The organism is Micromonospora sp. DH14, from assembly GCF_029809455.1.
Taxonomy (GTDB): Bacteria; Actinomycetota; Actinomycetes; order Mycobacteriales; family Micromonosporaceae; genus Micromonospora; species Micromonospora parva.
The window spans coordinates 61,297-74,697 of the sequence record NZ_JARVKT010000023.1 but is presented as its reverse complement, the minus strand read 5'-3'; the positions used below and the strand labels follow the sequence as shown (position 1 = coordinate 74,697).

The following is a 13,401-nucleotide window of genomic DNA, read 5'->3' as shown; positions in this document are numbered from 1 at the left end:
GGCGACCACGGGGGGAGCCGCCCGGCGACGGGGTGAATCGTACACGCGGCGGGCCGGTCCGTGCACACCCGCGACGCGCAATTCGACTGCTGGTGACGGCGCGGCCAAAATCGGCTTCTCCCCACCTCGGCACTCAGCAAGGCGTGCGAGTCTTGATACCGCACAAGCCGCGACGACCGACAAACGCTGTGGAGGACCGGTGGCCCAGCCGACCATGCCCGACGCCCCGACGCCGAACGGCGCGGCACCTGCGCCGGTGACCACACCCGCGCAGGACGCCACCCTGCTGGAGAAGGCGCTGTTCGAGATCAAACGTGTGATCGTCGGGCAGGACCGGATGGTGGAGCGGATGTTCGTCGCGCTGCTCTCCCGTGGTCACTGCCTGCTCGAAGGCGTGCCCGGGGTGGCCAAGACCCTGGCGGTGGAAACCCTCGCCAAGGTCGTCGGGGGGTCCTTCGCCCGGGTGCAGTTCACCCCGGACCTGGTGCCCGCCGACATCATGGGCACCCGGATCTACCGGCAGTCGAGCGAGAAGTTCGACGTCGAGCTGGGGCCGGTCTTCGTCAACTTCCTGCTCGCCGACGAGATCAACCGGGCGCCGGCCAAGGTGCAGTCCGCGCTGCTGGAGGTGATGAGCGAGCGGCAGGTGTCCATCGGCGGCGAGAGCCACCGGGTGCCCGACCCGTTCCTGGTGATGGCCACCCAGAACCCGATCGAGCAGGAGGGCGTCTACCCGCTGCCGGAGGCGCAACGGGACCGGTTCCTCATGAAGATCGTGGTGGGCTACCCGACCGACGCGGAGGAACGGGAGATCGTCTACCGGATGGGCGTGGCCGCGCCCGAGCCGACCGCGGTGTTCGACACCCCGGACCTGATCGCCCTGCAACGCAAGGCGGATCAGGTCTTCGTCCACAACGCCCTGGTCGACTACGCGGTCCGGTTGGTCCTGGCCACCCGCGCCCCGGCCGAGCACGGCATGCCCGACGTCGCGCAACTGATCCAGTACGGTGCCAGCCCGCGCGCCTCGCTGGGTCTGGTCCGGGCGACCCGCGCCCTGGCGCTGCTGCGCGGGCGGGACTACGCGCTGCCGCAGGACGTGCAGGACATCGCGCCGGACATCCTGCGGCACCGGTTGGTGCTCAGCTACGACGCGCTCGCCGACGACGTGCCCGCCGACCACATCGTGCAGCGGGTGATGTCGACGATCCCGCTTCCCGCTGTCGCGCCCCGGCAGCAGGCCACCCCGCCCCCGATCGCGCCGCCGCCGGGCGCTGGTTGGCCCGGGCAGCGGCCGTGACCTCACCCACCCCTCGTCCGGCCCCCCTCGCCGACCGTAGCGAGGCCGTGCTGTCCCGGCTTCAGCTGCTCGTCACCCGCAAGCTCGACGGTCTGCTCCAGGGCGACTACGCCGGCCTGCTGCCCGGACCGGGCAGCGAGGCGGGGGAGTCCCGGGAGTACCGCCCCGGCGACGACGTGCGTCGGATGGACTGGCCGGTCACGGCACGCACGACCACACCGCACGTGCGGCGTACGGTCGCCGACCGGGAACTGGAGACCTGGCTCGCGCTGGACCTCTCCGCCAGCCTGGACTTCGGCACCGGGCAGTGGCTCAAGCGGGAGGTCGTGGTGGCCGCCGCCGCTGCCATCACCCACCTGACCGTGCGCGGAGGTAACCGGATCGGCGCCGTGATCGGCACCGGCGGCGGGGTGTCCGCGCCGGCCCGACGCTGGCGGGGCAGACCACCGTCGCCCGGGCCCGGTGTGCTCACCCGGCTGCCGGCCCGCTCCGGGCGCAAGGAGGCGCAGGGCCTGCTTCGTGCCGTCGCCGGCACCGCCATCCAGCCCGGCCGTGGTGATCTGGGCGCGCTGATCGAGATGCTCAACCGTCCTCCCCGCCGGCGTGGGGTGGCAGTGGTCGTCTCGGACTTCCTCGCGCCGGAAGAGCAGTGGGCCCGGTCGATGCGTAAGCTGCGCGTCCGGCACGACGTACTGGCGATCGAGGTGGTCGACCCGCGTGAGCTGGAACTGCCCGACGTGGGCGTGTTGCCGGTGGTCGACCCGGAGAGCGGCGAACTGCACGAGGTACAGACCGCCGACCCACGGCTGCGGCAGCGCTACGCCGACGCCGCCACCGCCCAACGGGCCACCATCGCCGCCGCCCTGCGCGGCGCCGGTGCGGCCCACCTGCGTCTACGTACCGACCGAGACTGGCTGCTGGACATGGTGCGATTCGTGGCCGCGCAACGGCACGCACGCACCCGGGGGACGACACGATGATCCGTTTTCTGCAACCGTGGTGGCTGCTGGCCGTGCTGCCGGTGTTCGCCCTCGCCGCGTTCTACGTCTGGCGGCAGCTGCACCGCCGGGCGTACGCGATGCGGTTCACCAATGTGGACCTGTTGCGGACGGTGGCGCCGAAGGGCCTGGGTTGGCGTCGGCACGTCCCGGCGACCGCGTTCCTGCTCTGCCTGCTGGTGTTGGCCACCGCGCTGGCCCGGCCCGCCGTCGACACCAAGGAGCCGCTGGAGCGGGCCACCGTGATGCTCGCCATCGACGTGTCGTTGTCGATGCAGGCCGACGACGTGTCACCGAACCGGCTGGAGGCGGCCCAGGAGGCCGCCAAGCAGTTCGTCAGTGAGCTGCCGGAGAGCTACAACCTGGGCCTCGTGTCGTTCGCCAAGGCGGCCAACGTGCTGGTGCCGCCGGGCAAGGACCGCGACGCGGTGACCAGCGCCATCGACGGGCTGGTGCTGGCCGAGGCGACAGCGACCGGTGAGGCGGTGTTCACCTGTCTGGAGGCGATCCGGTCGGTGCCGGCCGATGGTGCGGCGGGTATCCCGCCGGCGCGGATCGTGCTGCTCTCGGACGGCTTCCGCACCTCCGGTCGGGCGGTGGAGGAGGCGGCGGCGGCCGCGCAGGCCGCCAACGTCCCGGTTTCCACGATCGCCTTCGGCACGGACACCGGCCAGGTCGACATCGGCGGGCAGTTGCAGCGGGTGCCGGTGGACCGGTTGGCCCTCGCCGACCTCGCCGAGACCACCGAGGGTTACTTCTACGAGGCGGCCTCGGTGAGCGAGCTGAAGCAGGTCTATCAGGACATGGGCAGCTCGATCGGGTTCCGCACCGAGCCGCGTGAGGTGACACAGTGGTACGCCGGGGTGGCGCTGCTGCTGGCCCTCTGCGCCGGTGCGCTCAGCCTGCTGTGGTCGTCGCGGATGCTCTGAGCGGTGGGGCCGGCGGCGGTCACCCACCGCCGCCGGTCGGCACCAACCCGGTGGCCGCCGCAGGCGACCAGCTCAGTGACGGCCGCCGCGGAGGACGACCAGCTCAGTGGCCGCCACCGGCGAGGACGAAGACGATGGCCACCCAGACGGCGGCGAGGGTGAAGCCCAGCGGGGCGACGTAGCGGCTCATGGACGGCTCCGGGTGGCGGCTGGACGGTCCGCGAGCGGGGGCGGACCGCAGGGGGTAGGGACGCGCACACGAAGTCGTGACCGGGCGGCTCCCGGCGACCGCCCGGGTTCGGGCGGCGCGGCACACTCACCTCGGCCGGTGCCGAGGTGGCGGGGAGCGGAGCGGGGTCAGCTCACCAGACTGAGTCGTGGCTCAGCGGGGCTGACCATCGGCCCGGCCACGACTGGGAGGATCGCTATCTCGCACAGCGATCACCTCCTGCAAGTCGGGCGGGCCGGAACGTCGATGATCGTACACCTGCGGTGCCGACGGAACGCACTCGGCCGACCGGCCGGCGACCCCTCCACCGCCCGGTCGGCGAGGCCGCTGATCACCAGCCCGGACGCCTCGGCGGCGCGGCGACCCCGGCTGACCCACCCGCACGACAGTGACCAGCACCCCGGCGAGCAGCGGCAGCCAGCAGCAGCGGGCCAGCACCCACCCGGGGTCGTCCGGGACGGTGTGCAGACCGGGCAGGGCGAGCCCGCCGCGGGCGGTGAGCGCTGTCACCGCCACCAGGACCGGCTGGTGCCACAGGTAGATCCGGACCGCGAACCGGTTCACCTCGGTCACCGCCCGGCCCGGCAGTGGCCGGGCCAGCAGCCGTCGCAGCGCCGGCCGGGCCAGCAACCCCAACCCGACCTGGGTGACCGCCAGCGCCACGACCAGCAGCGACGGCGGGTTCAGGTTGGACACCCCGGCCCCGGGCACCCCCACCGCGCTCACCGGATAGCCGAGCGCCAGCAGCGCCGCCAGCGCGAGCGCCCCACCGGCCGCCGCCGTGCCACCGGCCCGCCGGCTCCGCAGCCATCCGTCGGCGTGCGCCACCCCCAGCAGGTACGGCACCGACCAGGCCGCCAGCACGGTCACCGGGGGCAGGTCGCCGGCGGCCGGCACCAGGCGGACGGCCAGGTCGGCCGCGGCCACCACGGCCACCGCCGGTGTCGCGCAGCGCAGCACACCCCAGCGGCGTACGGCGGCGCGCAGCGGGCCGGTCGACACGACCAGGATCACCAGCGGTAGCAGGAACCACAGCGGGCTGACCGCGAGCCGCAGCGCGACGGCGAGGGTGTCGTCGGAGGTGCCGACGACGGTGGCGGCGAGCAGGACGGCGGCACCCACCCCGAGCAGCGCCACGGTGGGCAGCAGTAGCCGACGCAGCCGACCGGCCAGCCAACCGCCCGTACCCCCCTGGTGGCGGGCCAGCGACCGGGCCGAGCCGAACCCGGCGGTGAAGAAGAACAACCCGAGCGTCTGCAACACCCAGGTCAGCGGGGCCAGGCCGGGCAGGGCGCTCAGCGGACTGGCCTGGTGCAGCCCGCCGTCGCCGGTCAGCACCAGGCCGGTGACCAGCCAGTGCCCCAGCACCACCCCGCCGATGGCGTACGCCCGCAGCGCGTCGATGGCACGATCCCGGCTCACCGGGCGTCCCCGGTCCGGTCGGCGTCGACACGGCCCAGCACGACCGCCGCCACCGCGACCAGCGCGGCGCTGCCCGGCGCGAGATAGCCGTCGTGCCCCGCCACCCCGCCCACCGGCAGGGGACGGGCGCCGAAGGCCGGGTCGCCGGGTCGCCGGCCGAAGCCCAACCCGGGCAGCCGCAGCGGCGGGACCCGTCGGATCCAGTCCGTCGACGCCTCGGCGGCCCAGAACCGCCGCCCGCCGGGCAGGTCGTCGGCGCGCTGCACACCAGCGCCCACCCCACCGAGGCTGACCACGTCGGTGACCTGGGGCGGGGCGTCCGCCGCCGCCAGTGCCACCACCAGTGACCCGTAACTGTGCCCGACCAGCGTGATCGTCGCGCCCGGACGCCGCCCGGCCAGCTCCCGCAGCAGCCGGGCCAGCCCGGCCGCACCACGCCGGGCGCTGACCCCACCGGCGGCGGTCAGCACCCCGTCGGGCGGGTCGTAGCCCAGCCAGGCCAGCACCGCGACCCGCGCCGCCGGGTCGGTCGCCCGCAGCTCCCGGTAGACCTGCCCGGCCTGCACGGCGGGCGCCCGCCGTGCCACCCCACCCAACCCCCTGTCGAAGTCGGCGAGCGTGCTGCCGACCCCGGGCACCAGCACCGCGATCCGGTCGGCGGTGGCGAGGTCGCCGAGCACCTCGACCGCGCGGCCGTCACCGCGCGCGTCGAACAGCAGGAACCGGCGTCCGTCGGCAGCCCAGTCCGCGTACGGGGGGCCGGCCGCGCGCATCGCCGCCGCCATCACCGGGTACGCCTCGACGAACCCCGCCGCCGTGGCCGGCCCGGGTCGGCTCGGCAGGACCAGGTTCACGCCGAGCAGCGCGGCCACCGCCAACCGGCTGGCACCTCGTCGTCGCATCACGTTCTCCCTCCGGAATGTCGTCCGGAGGGAGAGTGCGCCCAGGGTCGGGGCCCGGTCGTCGTGCCGCAGAGCCGTTCCCGGGCTGGCTCCACGGAGCTACTCGCCGGCGGCCACCAGACCCGTCTCGTACGCCAGCACCACGGCCTGGGCCCGGTCGCGCAGCCCCAGCTTGGCCAGGATCCGCCCGACGTGCGTCTTCACTGTCTGCTCGGCCACCACCAGGTCACCCGCGATCTCCGCGTTGTTGCGGCCCCGGGCGATCAGCCGCAGCACCTCGGTCTCCCGTGGGGTGAGCCCGGCCAGGTCGGTGGGGCGGGGGCGGCGGCGGTCCGGGCGGGCCGCGAACTCGGCGATCAGCCGGCGGGTGACAGCCGGGGCGAGCAGCGCGTCCCCGGCCGCCACCACCCGCACCGCCTGCACCAGGTCGGCCGCCGGGGCGTCCTTGAGCAGGAAACCGCTGGCCCCGGCGCGCAGCGCCTCGTACACGTAGTCGTCCAGGTCGAACGTGGTGAGGATGAGCACCCGGGGACGCTGCGCCGACCGGTCACCGAGCAATGTGCGGGTGGCCTCCAGCCCGTCCATCACCGGCATCCGCACGTCCATCAGCACCACGTCCGGGTCGAGGTGGCGGGCGGCGGCCACGGCCTGCGCCCCGTCGGCGGCGTCACCCACCACCAGCAGATCCGGTTGGGCGGCGAGCAGCGCGCCGAAGCCCTGCCGGACCATCGCCTGGTCGTCGGCGATCAGCACCCGGATCATCGGTCCCCACCCTCCGCGTCGTACGGCAACTCGGCCGCCACCGCGTAACCCCCGTCGGGCAGCGGCCCGGCGGTGAACGTACCGCCCAGCGAGGTGGCCCGTTCCCGCATGCCGGTCAGCCCGTGCCCGGAGCCCGCCTCGCCGGGCCGGGAGCCCGCCTTGGCGGGTGGCGCGTTCTCCACGCGTACCCCAAGGCCGGACGCACCGGCGCGGACGGTGACCCGCACCGCGGCGCCGGCCGCGTGGCGGGCCGCGTTGGCCAGGCCCTCCTGCACGATGCGGTACGCGGCCAGCCCGACCGGCGCGGGCACCCGGTCGTCGTCCACCTGCTCGGCGTCCAGCGTGACCGACAGTCCGGCCCGGCGGGCGGCATCCACCATCGCGCCCAGGTCGGTCAGGTCCGGCTGCGGCGCGGTCTGCGGCCCGGTCGTCTCGCTGCGCAGCACCCCCAGCAGCCGCCGCATGTCGGTGAGCGCGTCGCGGGCCGACGCGGCGATGGCGACGAACTCGGCGGCTGCCGGCGGCGGCACGTCGGTCAGCCGGTACGGGGCGGTCTCCGCCTGCACCGCGATCAGCGACATGTGGTGGGCCACCACGTCGTGCAGCTCCCGGGCGATCCGGGTGCGTTCCTCCAGCACCCCGCGGCGTTCCTGCTCCCGCTCGCTCAGCTCGGTCTGCGCGGCCAGCGCCCGCCGGGACAGCCGGTTGCGTCGGATCAGGTCACCGACGATCGCCAACGCCCCGAGCAGCAGCAGGACAGCGACCCGGTTCTCGGGCTCGACCAGGGTGAGCACCGGCACCGTCGTGATCGCCACCACCCAGCCCAGCACCGGCCGGTCGACCCGCGTGACGACCACCGCCACCACCAGGATCGACCCGAGCGCCAGGGGAGGAGTCCACGGCCAGGCCTGGTCGGCCGGCGCGTTGAACGTGCAGATCAGCAGGGCCAGCACCGTCAGCCGCCAGGCCAGCAGCGGACGCCGGGGCAGCGCCAGCAGCGGCGCCACTGTCATCGCCGCGAACAGCAGCGCGACCAGTATCGGCAGGCCCCACTCGCTCTCCACGGTCAGCGTGATCAGGAAGAGGCCGAGAGCGGCCAGCAGGCCGACCGGGGCGGCGTAGCGGGCCGGCCCGGGCCACCGGGCCAGCAGCGGCCGTTCGACCGGCGCGTCCGGGCCCAGCACTGTCTGCCACAGGGCCCGCAGGGCCACGGCGATCGGTTGCCGGTTCACCACCCGGAGGCTACGGGCCGAGCCCGTCACGAGGCGTGCCACCAGGGGTTGATCCCGATGTCGTACCCCAGTGTGACGCGACTCCCGTTAGCGCTTACCTGTCGGTAACGCCTAGGCTCGCCTGCGACCGAGATCGGCTGAGCAAGGGGGAACAGTGGCCCGTACCGTGCTGGTGACCGGGGGTAACCGGGGGATCGGCCTGGCCATCGCGCAGGCCTTCGCCAAGCAGGGCGACCGGGTGGCGGTCACCCACCGGGGTGGGGGAGTGCCCGGCGCCGGTGCAGCCGAGCCGGGGTTTGGCGCAGGCGGAGCCGGCCATCAGGGCAGCCTGTTCGGCGTCCGCGCCGACGTCACCGACGCCGCCTCGATCGAGGCCGCGTTTGCTGCCGTCGAGGCCGAGCTGGGGCCGGTCGAGGTGCTGGTCGCCAACGCCGGCATGACCGCCGACACGCTGCTGCTACGGATGTCCGAGGAGCAGTTCACCGATGTGGTGGACACCAACCTCACCGGCGCGTTCCGGGTGGCCAAGCGGGCCTCCGGCAAGATGCTCCGCGCCAAGTGGGGCCGCATGATCTTCATCTCCTCGGTGGTCGGCCTCGCCGGCGGTGCCGGGCAGGTCAACTACGCCGCCAGCAAGGCCGGCCTCGTCGGCGTCGCCCGCTCGATCACCCGGGAACTGGGCAGCCGCAACATCACCGCGAACGTGGTGGCGCCCGGCTTCATCGACACGGACATGACCGCCGGCCTCTCCGACGACCGCAAGGCGGAGATCCTCAAGTCCATCCCGGCCGGCCGGATGGCCAGCCCGGACGAGGTCGCGGCCGTGGTCACCTGGCTGGCCTCCGACAGCGCCGGGTACGTCTCCGGCGCCGTCATCCCGGTCGACGGCGGCCTCGGAATGGGCCACTAACCCTTTTGACTACGGAGGAAACCTGCATGTCCGGACTGCTCGCCGGTAAGCGACTGCTCGTCACCGGTGTCATCACCGACGCCTCGATCGCCTTCTCGGTGGCGAAGCTCGCTCAGGAGAACGGCGCGCAGGTCGTGCTCACCGGCTACGGCCGGCTCTCCCTGGTCGAGCGGATCGCGAAGCGGCTGCCCGAGCCGGCGCCGGTGATCGAGGTGGACGTCACCAACACCGAGCACCTGGCCGGCCTCGCCGACCGGGTACGCGAGCACGTCGACGGCCTCGACGGTGTCGTGCACTCGATCGGTTTCGCCCCGCAGAGCTGCCTCGGCGGCGGCTTCCTCGACGCGCCCTGGGAGGACGTGGCGACCGCCCTGCACGTCTCCACCTTCTCGTACAAGTCGCTCGCGATGGCGGCGCTGCCGCTGATGTCGCCCGGCGGCGCGGTGGTCGGCCTGACCTTCGACGCGACGAAGGCGTGGCCGGTCTACGACTGGATGGGCGTGGCCAAGGCCGGCCTGGAGTCGGCGTCCCGCTACCTGGCGCTGCACCTGGGCAAGCAGGGCATCCGCAGCAACCTGGTGGCCGCCGGGCCGCTGCGCACCATCGCCGCGAAGTCGATCCCCGGCTTCGACCAGTTCGAGGAGGCCTGGACCGAGCGGGCCCCGCTGGGCTGGAGCCTCACCGACCAGGAGCCCGCCGCGAAGGCGTGCCTGGCGCTGCTCTCCGACTGGTTCCCGGCCACCACCGGCGAGATCGTGCACGTCGACGGCGGCTACCACGCCATCGGCGCCTGACGCTCCTACCGGCGACGCTTCCGCTGCCGTCCGCGTGATCCACGCGTCCGGGCCAGGGGGGCGTCGCCGGGCCGTCACGGCGAGGGGCAAGAATGACCCCATGTCGTACGACGCGGTGGTCCTGGTGTCCTTCGGCGGGCCGGAACGGCCCGAGGACGTGATGCCGTTCCTGCAGAACGTGACCCGGGGTCGGGGTGTGCCGCCCGAGCGGCTGGCCGAGGTCGCCGAGCACTACCAGCACTTCGGTGGGGTGTCCCCGATCAACCAGCAGTGCCGTGACCTGCTGGCCGCCGTCCGCGCCGACTTCGCCGCGCACGGTCTCGACCTGCCCATCTACTGGGGCAACCGCAACTGGGACCCGATGCTCGCCGACACCGTGAGCCGGATGCGCGACGACGGGGTGACCCGTGCGCTGGCCTTCGTCACCAGCGCGTACGGCGGCTACTCGTCCTGCCGGCAGTACCAGGAGGACATCGCCGCCGCCCGTGCCGCCGTCGGCCCGGACGCCCCGGTGATCGAGAAGCTGCGCCAGTTCTGGGACCACCCCGGTTTCGTCGAGCCGCACGTCGACGCGGTCCGGGCGGCACTGGGCCAGCTCGACCAGGCGTTGCGGGACACCACCCGGCTGGTCTTCACCGCCCACTCCATCCCCAGCTCGATGGCGGCCAACGCCGGCCCGCACGGCGGCCGGTACGAGGCGCAGCTGCACGAGACCGCCCGGCTCGTCGCCGCGGCCGCCGCCCCCGACCTGGAATACGACCTGGTCTGGCAGAGCCGCTCCGGCCCGCCGCAGGTGCCGTGGCTGGAACCGGACGTCAACGACCACCTGGCCACCCTCGCGCAGGGCGGCACCACCGGGGTGGTGGTCAGCCCGATCGGGTTCGTCTCCGATCACCTGGAGGTCGTGTGGGACCTGGACACCGAGGCGTTGGAGACGGCGAAGCAGCTCGGCCTGGACTTCGTCCGGGCCGCCACGCCGGGCACCGACCCGCGCTTCGTGACCATGGTGCGTGAGCTGGTCACCGAGCGGACCGACCCGGACGGCGCGCAGCTGCGCCGCCGCCTGGGCGAGCTGCCGATGTGGGACAGCTGCCCCACCGTCTGTTGCGTGCCGACCCGTCGCCCCTGACCTCTGAGGATCATCATGCATGACCGTAAGCCCGTGCAGAGTTGGCTGACCGACATGGACGGCGTGCTGGTGCACGAGGGCCAGCCGGTGCCCGGCGCGCCGGAGTTCATCAACCGGTTGCGCGCCTCCGGCAAGCCGTTCCTGGTGCTGACCAACAACTCGATCTACACCCCGCGCGACCTGACGGCCCGGCTCAGCCGGATGGGGCTGGACGTGCCGGAGGAGTCGATCTGGTCCTCGGCCCTGGCCACCGGCCAGTTCCTCGCCGACCAGCGGCCGGGCGGCACCGCGTACGTCATCGGTGAGGCCGGGCTGACCACGGCCCTGCACGCCGTCGGCTACGTGCTGACCGACTTCGCCCCCGACTACGTGGTGCTCGGCGAGACCCGCACCTACAGCTTCGAGGCGATCACCAAGGCCGTGCGTCTGATCAACGACGGCGCCCGGTTCATCTGCACGAACCCCGACGTGACCGGCCCGTCCGTGGAGGGCGCGCTACCCGCCGCCGGCTCGGTCGCCGCCATGATCTCCAAGGCGACCGGGGTGGAGCCGTACTTCGTCGGCAAGCCCAACCCGATGATGATGCGCTCGGCGCTCAACACCATCAACGCGCACTCGGAGAGCACCGCGATGATCGGTGACCGGATGGACACCGACATCCTGTGTGGTCTGGAGGCCGGGTTGGAGACCATCCTGGTGCTCACCGGAATCAGCAGCCGCACCGAGGCCGAGCGCTACCCGTACCGCCCGTCCCGGATCATCAACTCGGTCGCAGACCTGCTCGACGAGGTCTGACCGCCCCGCGCGATGATCGCTGCCCGTGCTGCGGGCGCCGCGCGCGATGATCGCGCTCTATCCAGGATGTAGTGGTCACCAGCTGCGCCGGAGGCCACTACATCCATGTTCGAGCGCGATCATGACCGGCGCGGGGGCGCATCGGACCGGCGTCTGGCGAGGGCGCTCGTGGCGTGGGCCCTCGTGGTGTGGCGCGGGGTGACCGGTCAGGGGCGCAGGGGGGCGTTGCAGGCGGCCACCAGGGCCTGGCGGCAGGCGGCGGTGAGCGGACGCAGCGCGGCGTCGCGCTGCTGGGCCTCATAGTTGTTGATCGCCCCGCCGGGCGCGGAGTGCCCGGCCAGCGCGAGCACCCGGTCGAGCACCGCGGCTCGGGCGAAGAGCCGACGGGCCCTCGGGTCGAACCCTGGTGGCAGATCGGTGGTGCCGTCGGGGCGGCGCAACGCGGCCAGCGCGCCTGCCAGCTCGGGCCGCCACTGGGCGACGTCGAGGCGGGTCAGCGCGGCGGTCGTCTCAGCCAGCGCGGCGGCCAGCTCGGCCTCCGCCTCGGCGGCGCCGGGCAACGAGAGCGACGCGGCGGGCGCGTTGGCCGGCAGCGGGTACACCCGCCACAGCACCGTCTCGAAACAGTCCCCGGAGCCGGAGGTGTGCGAGCGGACCTCCGGGATCAACCCGAGCCCGCCGGCGACCACCGCCTCACCCGCTACCAGCGCCGCGCCGGCGAAGTCGCCGGGGCCGGGCAGACCCCGGGGGTCGCCGGGTGCGGGCAGCACCAGGCGGATCTCGTCGGGGGAGAGCTTGGCCAGGGTGGGCAGCGCGGCGCCCAGCGGGACGTCGGTCCAGGTGCCCGGGGCGTCCGCGACGAGATGTTCCTCGTCGCCGGCGATGGCGTCGGCGACCTCGTCGTACGGCACCAACCCGGCACGCCACGCGCGCACCCAGGCAACGAACCGGCTCGACCGGCGCGGCGCGAGTGTGGCCGCGCCCGTTGCGGGGGTGGACATGCCGAAAGGGTACGTGGTCACGACCGGCCCTGTCTCGACTGCCGCTCCGGCCGCCCTGCGTGCCCCGAACTGCCCCCTTCGCCCGATCCCGCGCGCGGCGCGGTCCGGGTGCGGGGTCTTTCCGGGCGCTAATGCACCCGTAGGCCCGCGATGACCACGTCGACCATGAGACGCGCGTCGTAGGCAGGGTTGTCGGCGCCGATGCAAAGGTTGCCGATGCCCTGCATCAGGACCAGGGGGTTCATGTCGGGAACGATCTCGCCCGCCGCGCTGGCGGCGGCGAGCAGGTCGGCGCAGACGGGGACGAGCCGGTCGAGGAAGTACGCGTGCAGCGTCTGGAAGGCAACGTCGTCGGACCGCATCGCCTCGGCCAGACCGTGCTTGGTGACCAGGAAGTCGACGAAGAGGTGGATCCAGCTGGCCAGGGCGGCGTGCGGTGTGGCGCTCTGCGCCAGGAGTACGGGGCCGGCCTCGGCGCAGGCCTCGACCTGGTGTCGGTACACCGCGACGATCAGGTCGGCGCGGGTCGGGAAGTGGCGGTAGATCGTCCCGACACCGACGCCGGCCCTGGCGGCGATGTCGCGCACCGGCGCGTTGACCCCGGAGGCGATGAACGCGGCGGCGGCCGCCTCCAGGAGCGCCGTCTGGTTGCGCAGCGAATCCGCCCGCTGCTTGCGCGCGGGACACGCCCCGGTGCTGGCCACCGTTGCCTCCGTCACATCCGTTGGTTTGGAACAACGTTCCGTGTGGTTTAGCGGAACAAAGTTCCACATATGTAGCATGCCAGAACGGCAGGCCAACACCAACTCACCCAGAAGCGACCGTGCACGCAGTGCCAGCGCTGATCCATCGGCTCAGCTGGGCGTACCTCCGCGACGCCCTCGGCCTCAGGGACTCCGTCTGGCCGGCACCGGTCGACAGCGACCCGGGTCGCCTCGAATCCGCGGGGTGATCGCCGCGGTGGTGGCGACTGGACGGGGTGGGGCGGTGTGTCGGAGGGC

Annotated in this window: 13 protein-coding genes; 7 read left to right on the top strand and 6 right to left on the bottom strand. The window is 73.4% G+C overall.

What is annotated here, in order from left to right:
* Positions 1–199: 199 nt before the first annotated feature.
* From QCZ28_RS24925 to QCZ28_RS24915, 3 genes are read left to right on the top strand one after another with little or no spacing between them, the layout of a single operon-like run.
* On the top strand, positions 200–1,297 hold the full coding sequence (locus tag QCZ28_RS24925) for a MoxR family ATPase (protein WP_279518925.1): 1,098 nt from the start codon (positions 200–202) through the stop codon (positions 1,295–1,297).
* Entirely contained in the window at positions 1,276–2,277 is a 1,002-nt protein-coding gene (locus QCZ28_RS24920; protein WP_279518924.1) for a DUF58 domain-containing protein, read from the top strand. The genes QCZ28_RS24925 and QCZ28_RS24920 overlap by 22 nt, the downstream gene beginning before the upstream one ends.
* Positions 2,274–3,224 carry a VWA domain-containing protein gene (locus tag QCZ28_RS24915; RefSeq protein ID WP_279518923.1) on the top strand — a complete coding sequence of 317 codons (951 nt, stop codon included), beginning with the start codon at positions 2,274–2,276 and terminating at the stop codon, positions 3,222–3,224. Before QCZ28_RS24920 ends, QCZ28_RS24915 begins: the two co-directional genes overlap by 4 nt.
* Positions 3,225–3,606: 382 nt before the next feature.
* On the opposite strand, the gene QCZ28_RS24910 is transcribed toward QCZ28_RS24915, so the two are convergent.
* From QCZ28_RS24910 to QCZ28_RS24895, 4 genes are all read right to left on the bottom strand, one after another.
* On the bottom strand, positions 3,607–4,875 hold the full coding sequence (locus QCZ28_RS24910) for an acyltransferase (RefSeq protein WP_279518922.1): 1,269 nt from the start codon (positions 4,873–4,875) through the stop codon (positions 3,607–3,609).
* Positions 4,872–5,777: an alpha/beta hydrolase gene (locus tag QCZ28_RS24905; RefSeq protein ID WP_279518921.1), complete on the bottom strand. Its 906-nt coding sequence runs from the start codon at positions 5,775–5,777 to the stop codon at positions 4,872–4,874. Before QCZ28_RS24905 ends, QCZ28_RS24910 begins: the two co-directional genes overlap by 4 nt.
* A 99-nt stretch (positions 5,778–5,876) precedes the next feature.
* A complete protein-coding gene (locus tag QCZ28_RS24900; RefSeq protein ID WP_030337802.1) occupies positions 5,877–6,539 on the bottom strand; it encodes a response regulator transcription factor in 663 nt (220 codons plus the stop codon).
* Positions 6,536–7,771 carry a histidine kinase gene (locus tag QCZ28_RS24895; RefSeq protein WP_279518920.1) on the bottom strand — a complete coding sequence of 412 codons (1,236 nt, stop codon included), beginning with the start codon at positions 7,769–7,771 and terminating at the stop codon, positions 6,536–6,538. Before QCZ28_RS24895 ends, QCZ28_RS24900 begins: the two co-directional genes overlap by 4 nt.
* Before the next feature lie 154 nt (positions 7,772–7,925).
* Here QCZ28_RS24895 and fabG point away from each other — a divergent pair, with 154 nt between their 5' ends.
* The 4 genes from fabG (at position 7,926) to QCZ28_RS24875 (ending at position 11,399) form a co-directional block, all read left to right on the top strand.
* Entirely contained in the window at positions 7,926–8,681 is a 756-nt protein-coding gene (gene fabG, locus QCZ28_RS24890; protein WP_279518919.1) for a 3-oxoacyl-ACP reductase FabG, read from the top strand.
* A 26-nt stretch (positions 8,682–8,707) separates the two neighbouring features.
* A complete protein-coding gene (gene fabI / locus QCZ28_RS24885) occupies positions 8,708–9,475 on the top strand; it encodes an enoyl-ACP reductase FabI (protein WP_279518918.1) in 768 nt (255 codons plus the stop codon).
* A gap of 100 nt (positions 9,476–9,575) precedes the next feature.
* On the top strand, positions 9,576–10,604 hold the full coding sequence (locus QCZ28_RS24880) for a ferrochelatase (RefSeq protein WP_279518917.1): 1,029 nt from the start codon (positions 9,576–9,578) through the stop codon (positions 10,602–10,604).
* Between the two features lie 15 nt (positions 10,605–10,619).
* On the top strand, positions 10,620–11,399 hold the full coding sequence (locus QCZ28_RS24875; protein WP_030337797.1) for an HAD-IIA family hydrolase: 780 nt from the start codon (positions 10,620–10,622) through the stop codon (positions 11,397–11,399).
* Positions 11,400–11,605: 206 nt separating this feature from the next.
* Here QCZ28_RS24875 and QCZ28_RS24870 read toward each other — a convergent pair whose 3' ends face one another.
* Complete coding sequence (locus QCZ28_RS24870) at positions 11,606–12,400, bottom strand: hypothetical protein (protein WP_279518916.1); 795 nt, start codon at positions 12,398–12,400, stop codon at positions 11,606–11,608.
* A gap of 128 nt (positions 12,401–12,528) precedes the next feature.
* Positions 12,529–13,104, bottom strand: coding sequence for a TetR/AcrR family transcriptional regulator (locus QCZ28_RS24865; protein ID WP_279518915.1), 576 nt, complete (start codon positions 13,102–13,104; stop codon positions 12,529–12,531).
* Between the last annotated feature and the right edge of the window lie 297 nt (positions 13,105–13,401).

Excerpts from the sequence above, each read along its gene's own strand:
- QCZ28_RS24915 (WP_279518923.1), top strand. The coding sequence starts at position 2,274 with ATGATCCGTTTTCTGCAACCGTGGTGGCTGCTGGCCGTGCTGCCGGTG.
- QCZ28_RS24905 (WP_279518921.1), bottom strand. The coding sequence starts at position 5,777 with ATGCGACGACGAGGTGCCAGCCGGTTGGCGGTGGCCGCGCTGCTCGGC.
- QCZ28_RS24900 (WP_030337802.1), bottom strand. The coding sequence starts at position 6,539 with ATGATCCGGGTGCTGATCGCCGACGACCAGGCGATGGTCCGGCAGGGC.
- fabI (WP_279518918.1), top strand. The coding sequence starts at position 8,708 with ATGTCCGGACTGCTCGCCGGTAAGCGACTGCTCGTCACCGGTGTCATC.
- QCZ28_RS24880 (WP_279518917.1), top strand. The coding sequence starts at position 9,576 with ATGTCGTACGACGCGGTGGTCCTGGTGTCCTTCGGCGGGCCGGAACGG.
- QCZ28_RS24875 (WP_030337797.1), top strand. The coding sequence starts at position 10,620 with ATGCATGACCGTAAGCCCGTGCAGAGTTGGCTGACCGACATGGACGGC.
- QCZ28_RS24870 (WP_279518916.1), bottom strand. The coding sequence starts at position 12,400 with ATGTCCACCCCCGCAACGGGCGCGGCCACACTCGCGCCGCGCCGGTCG.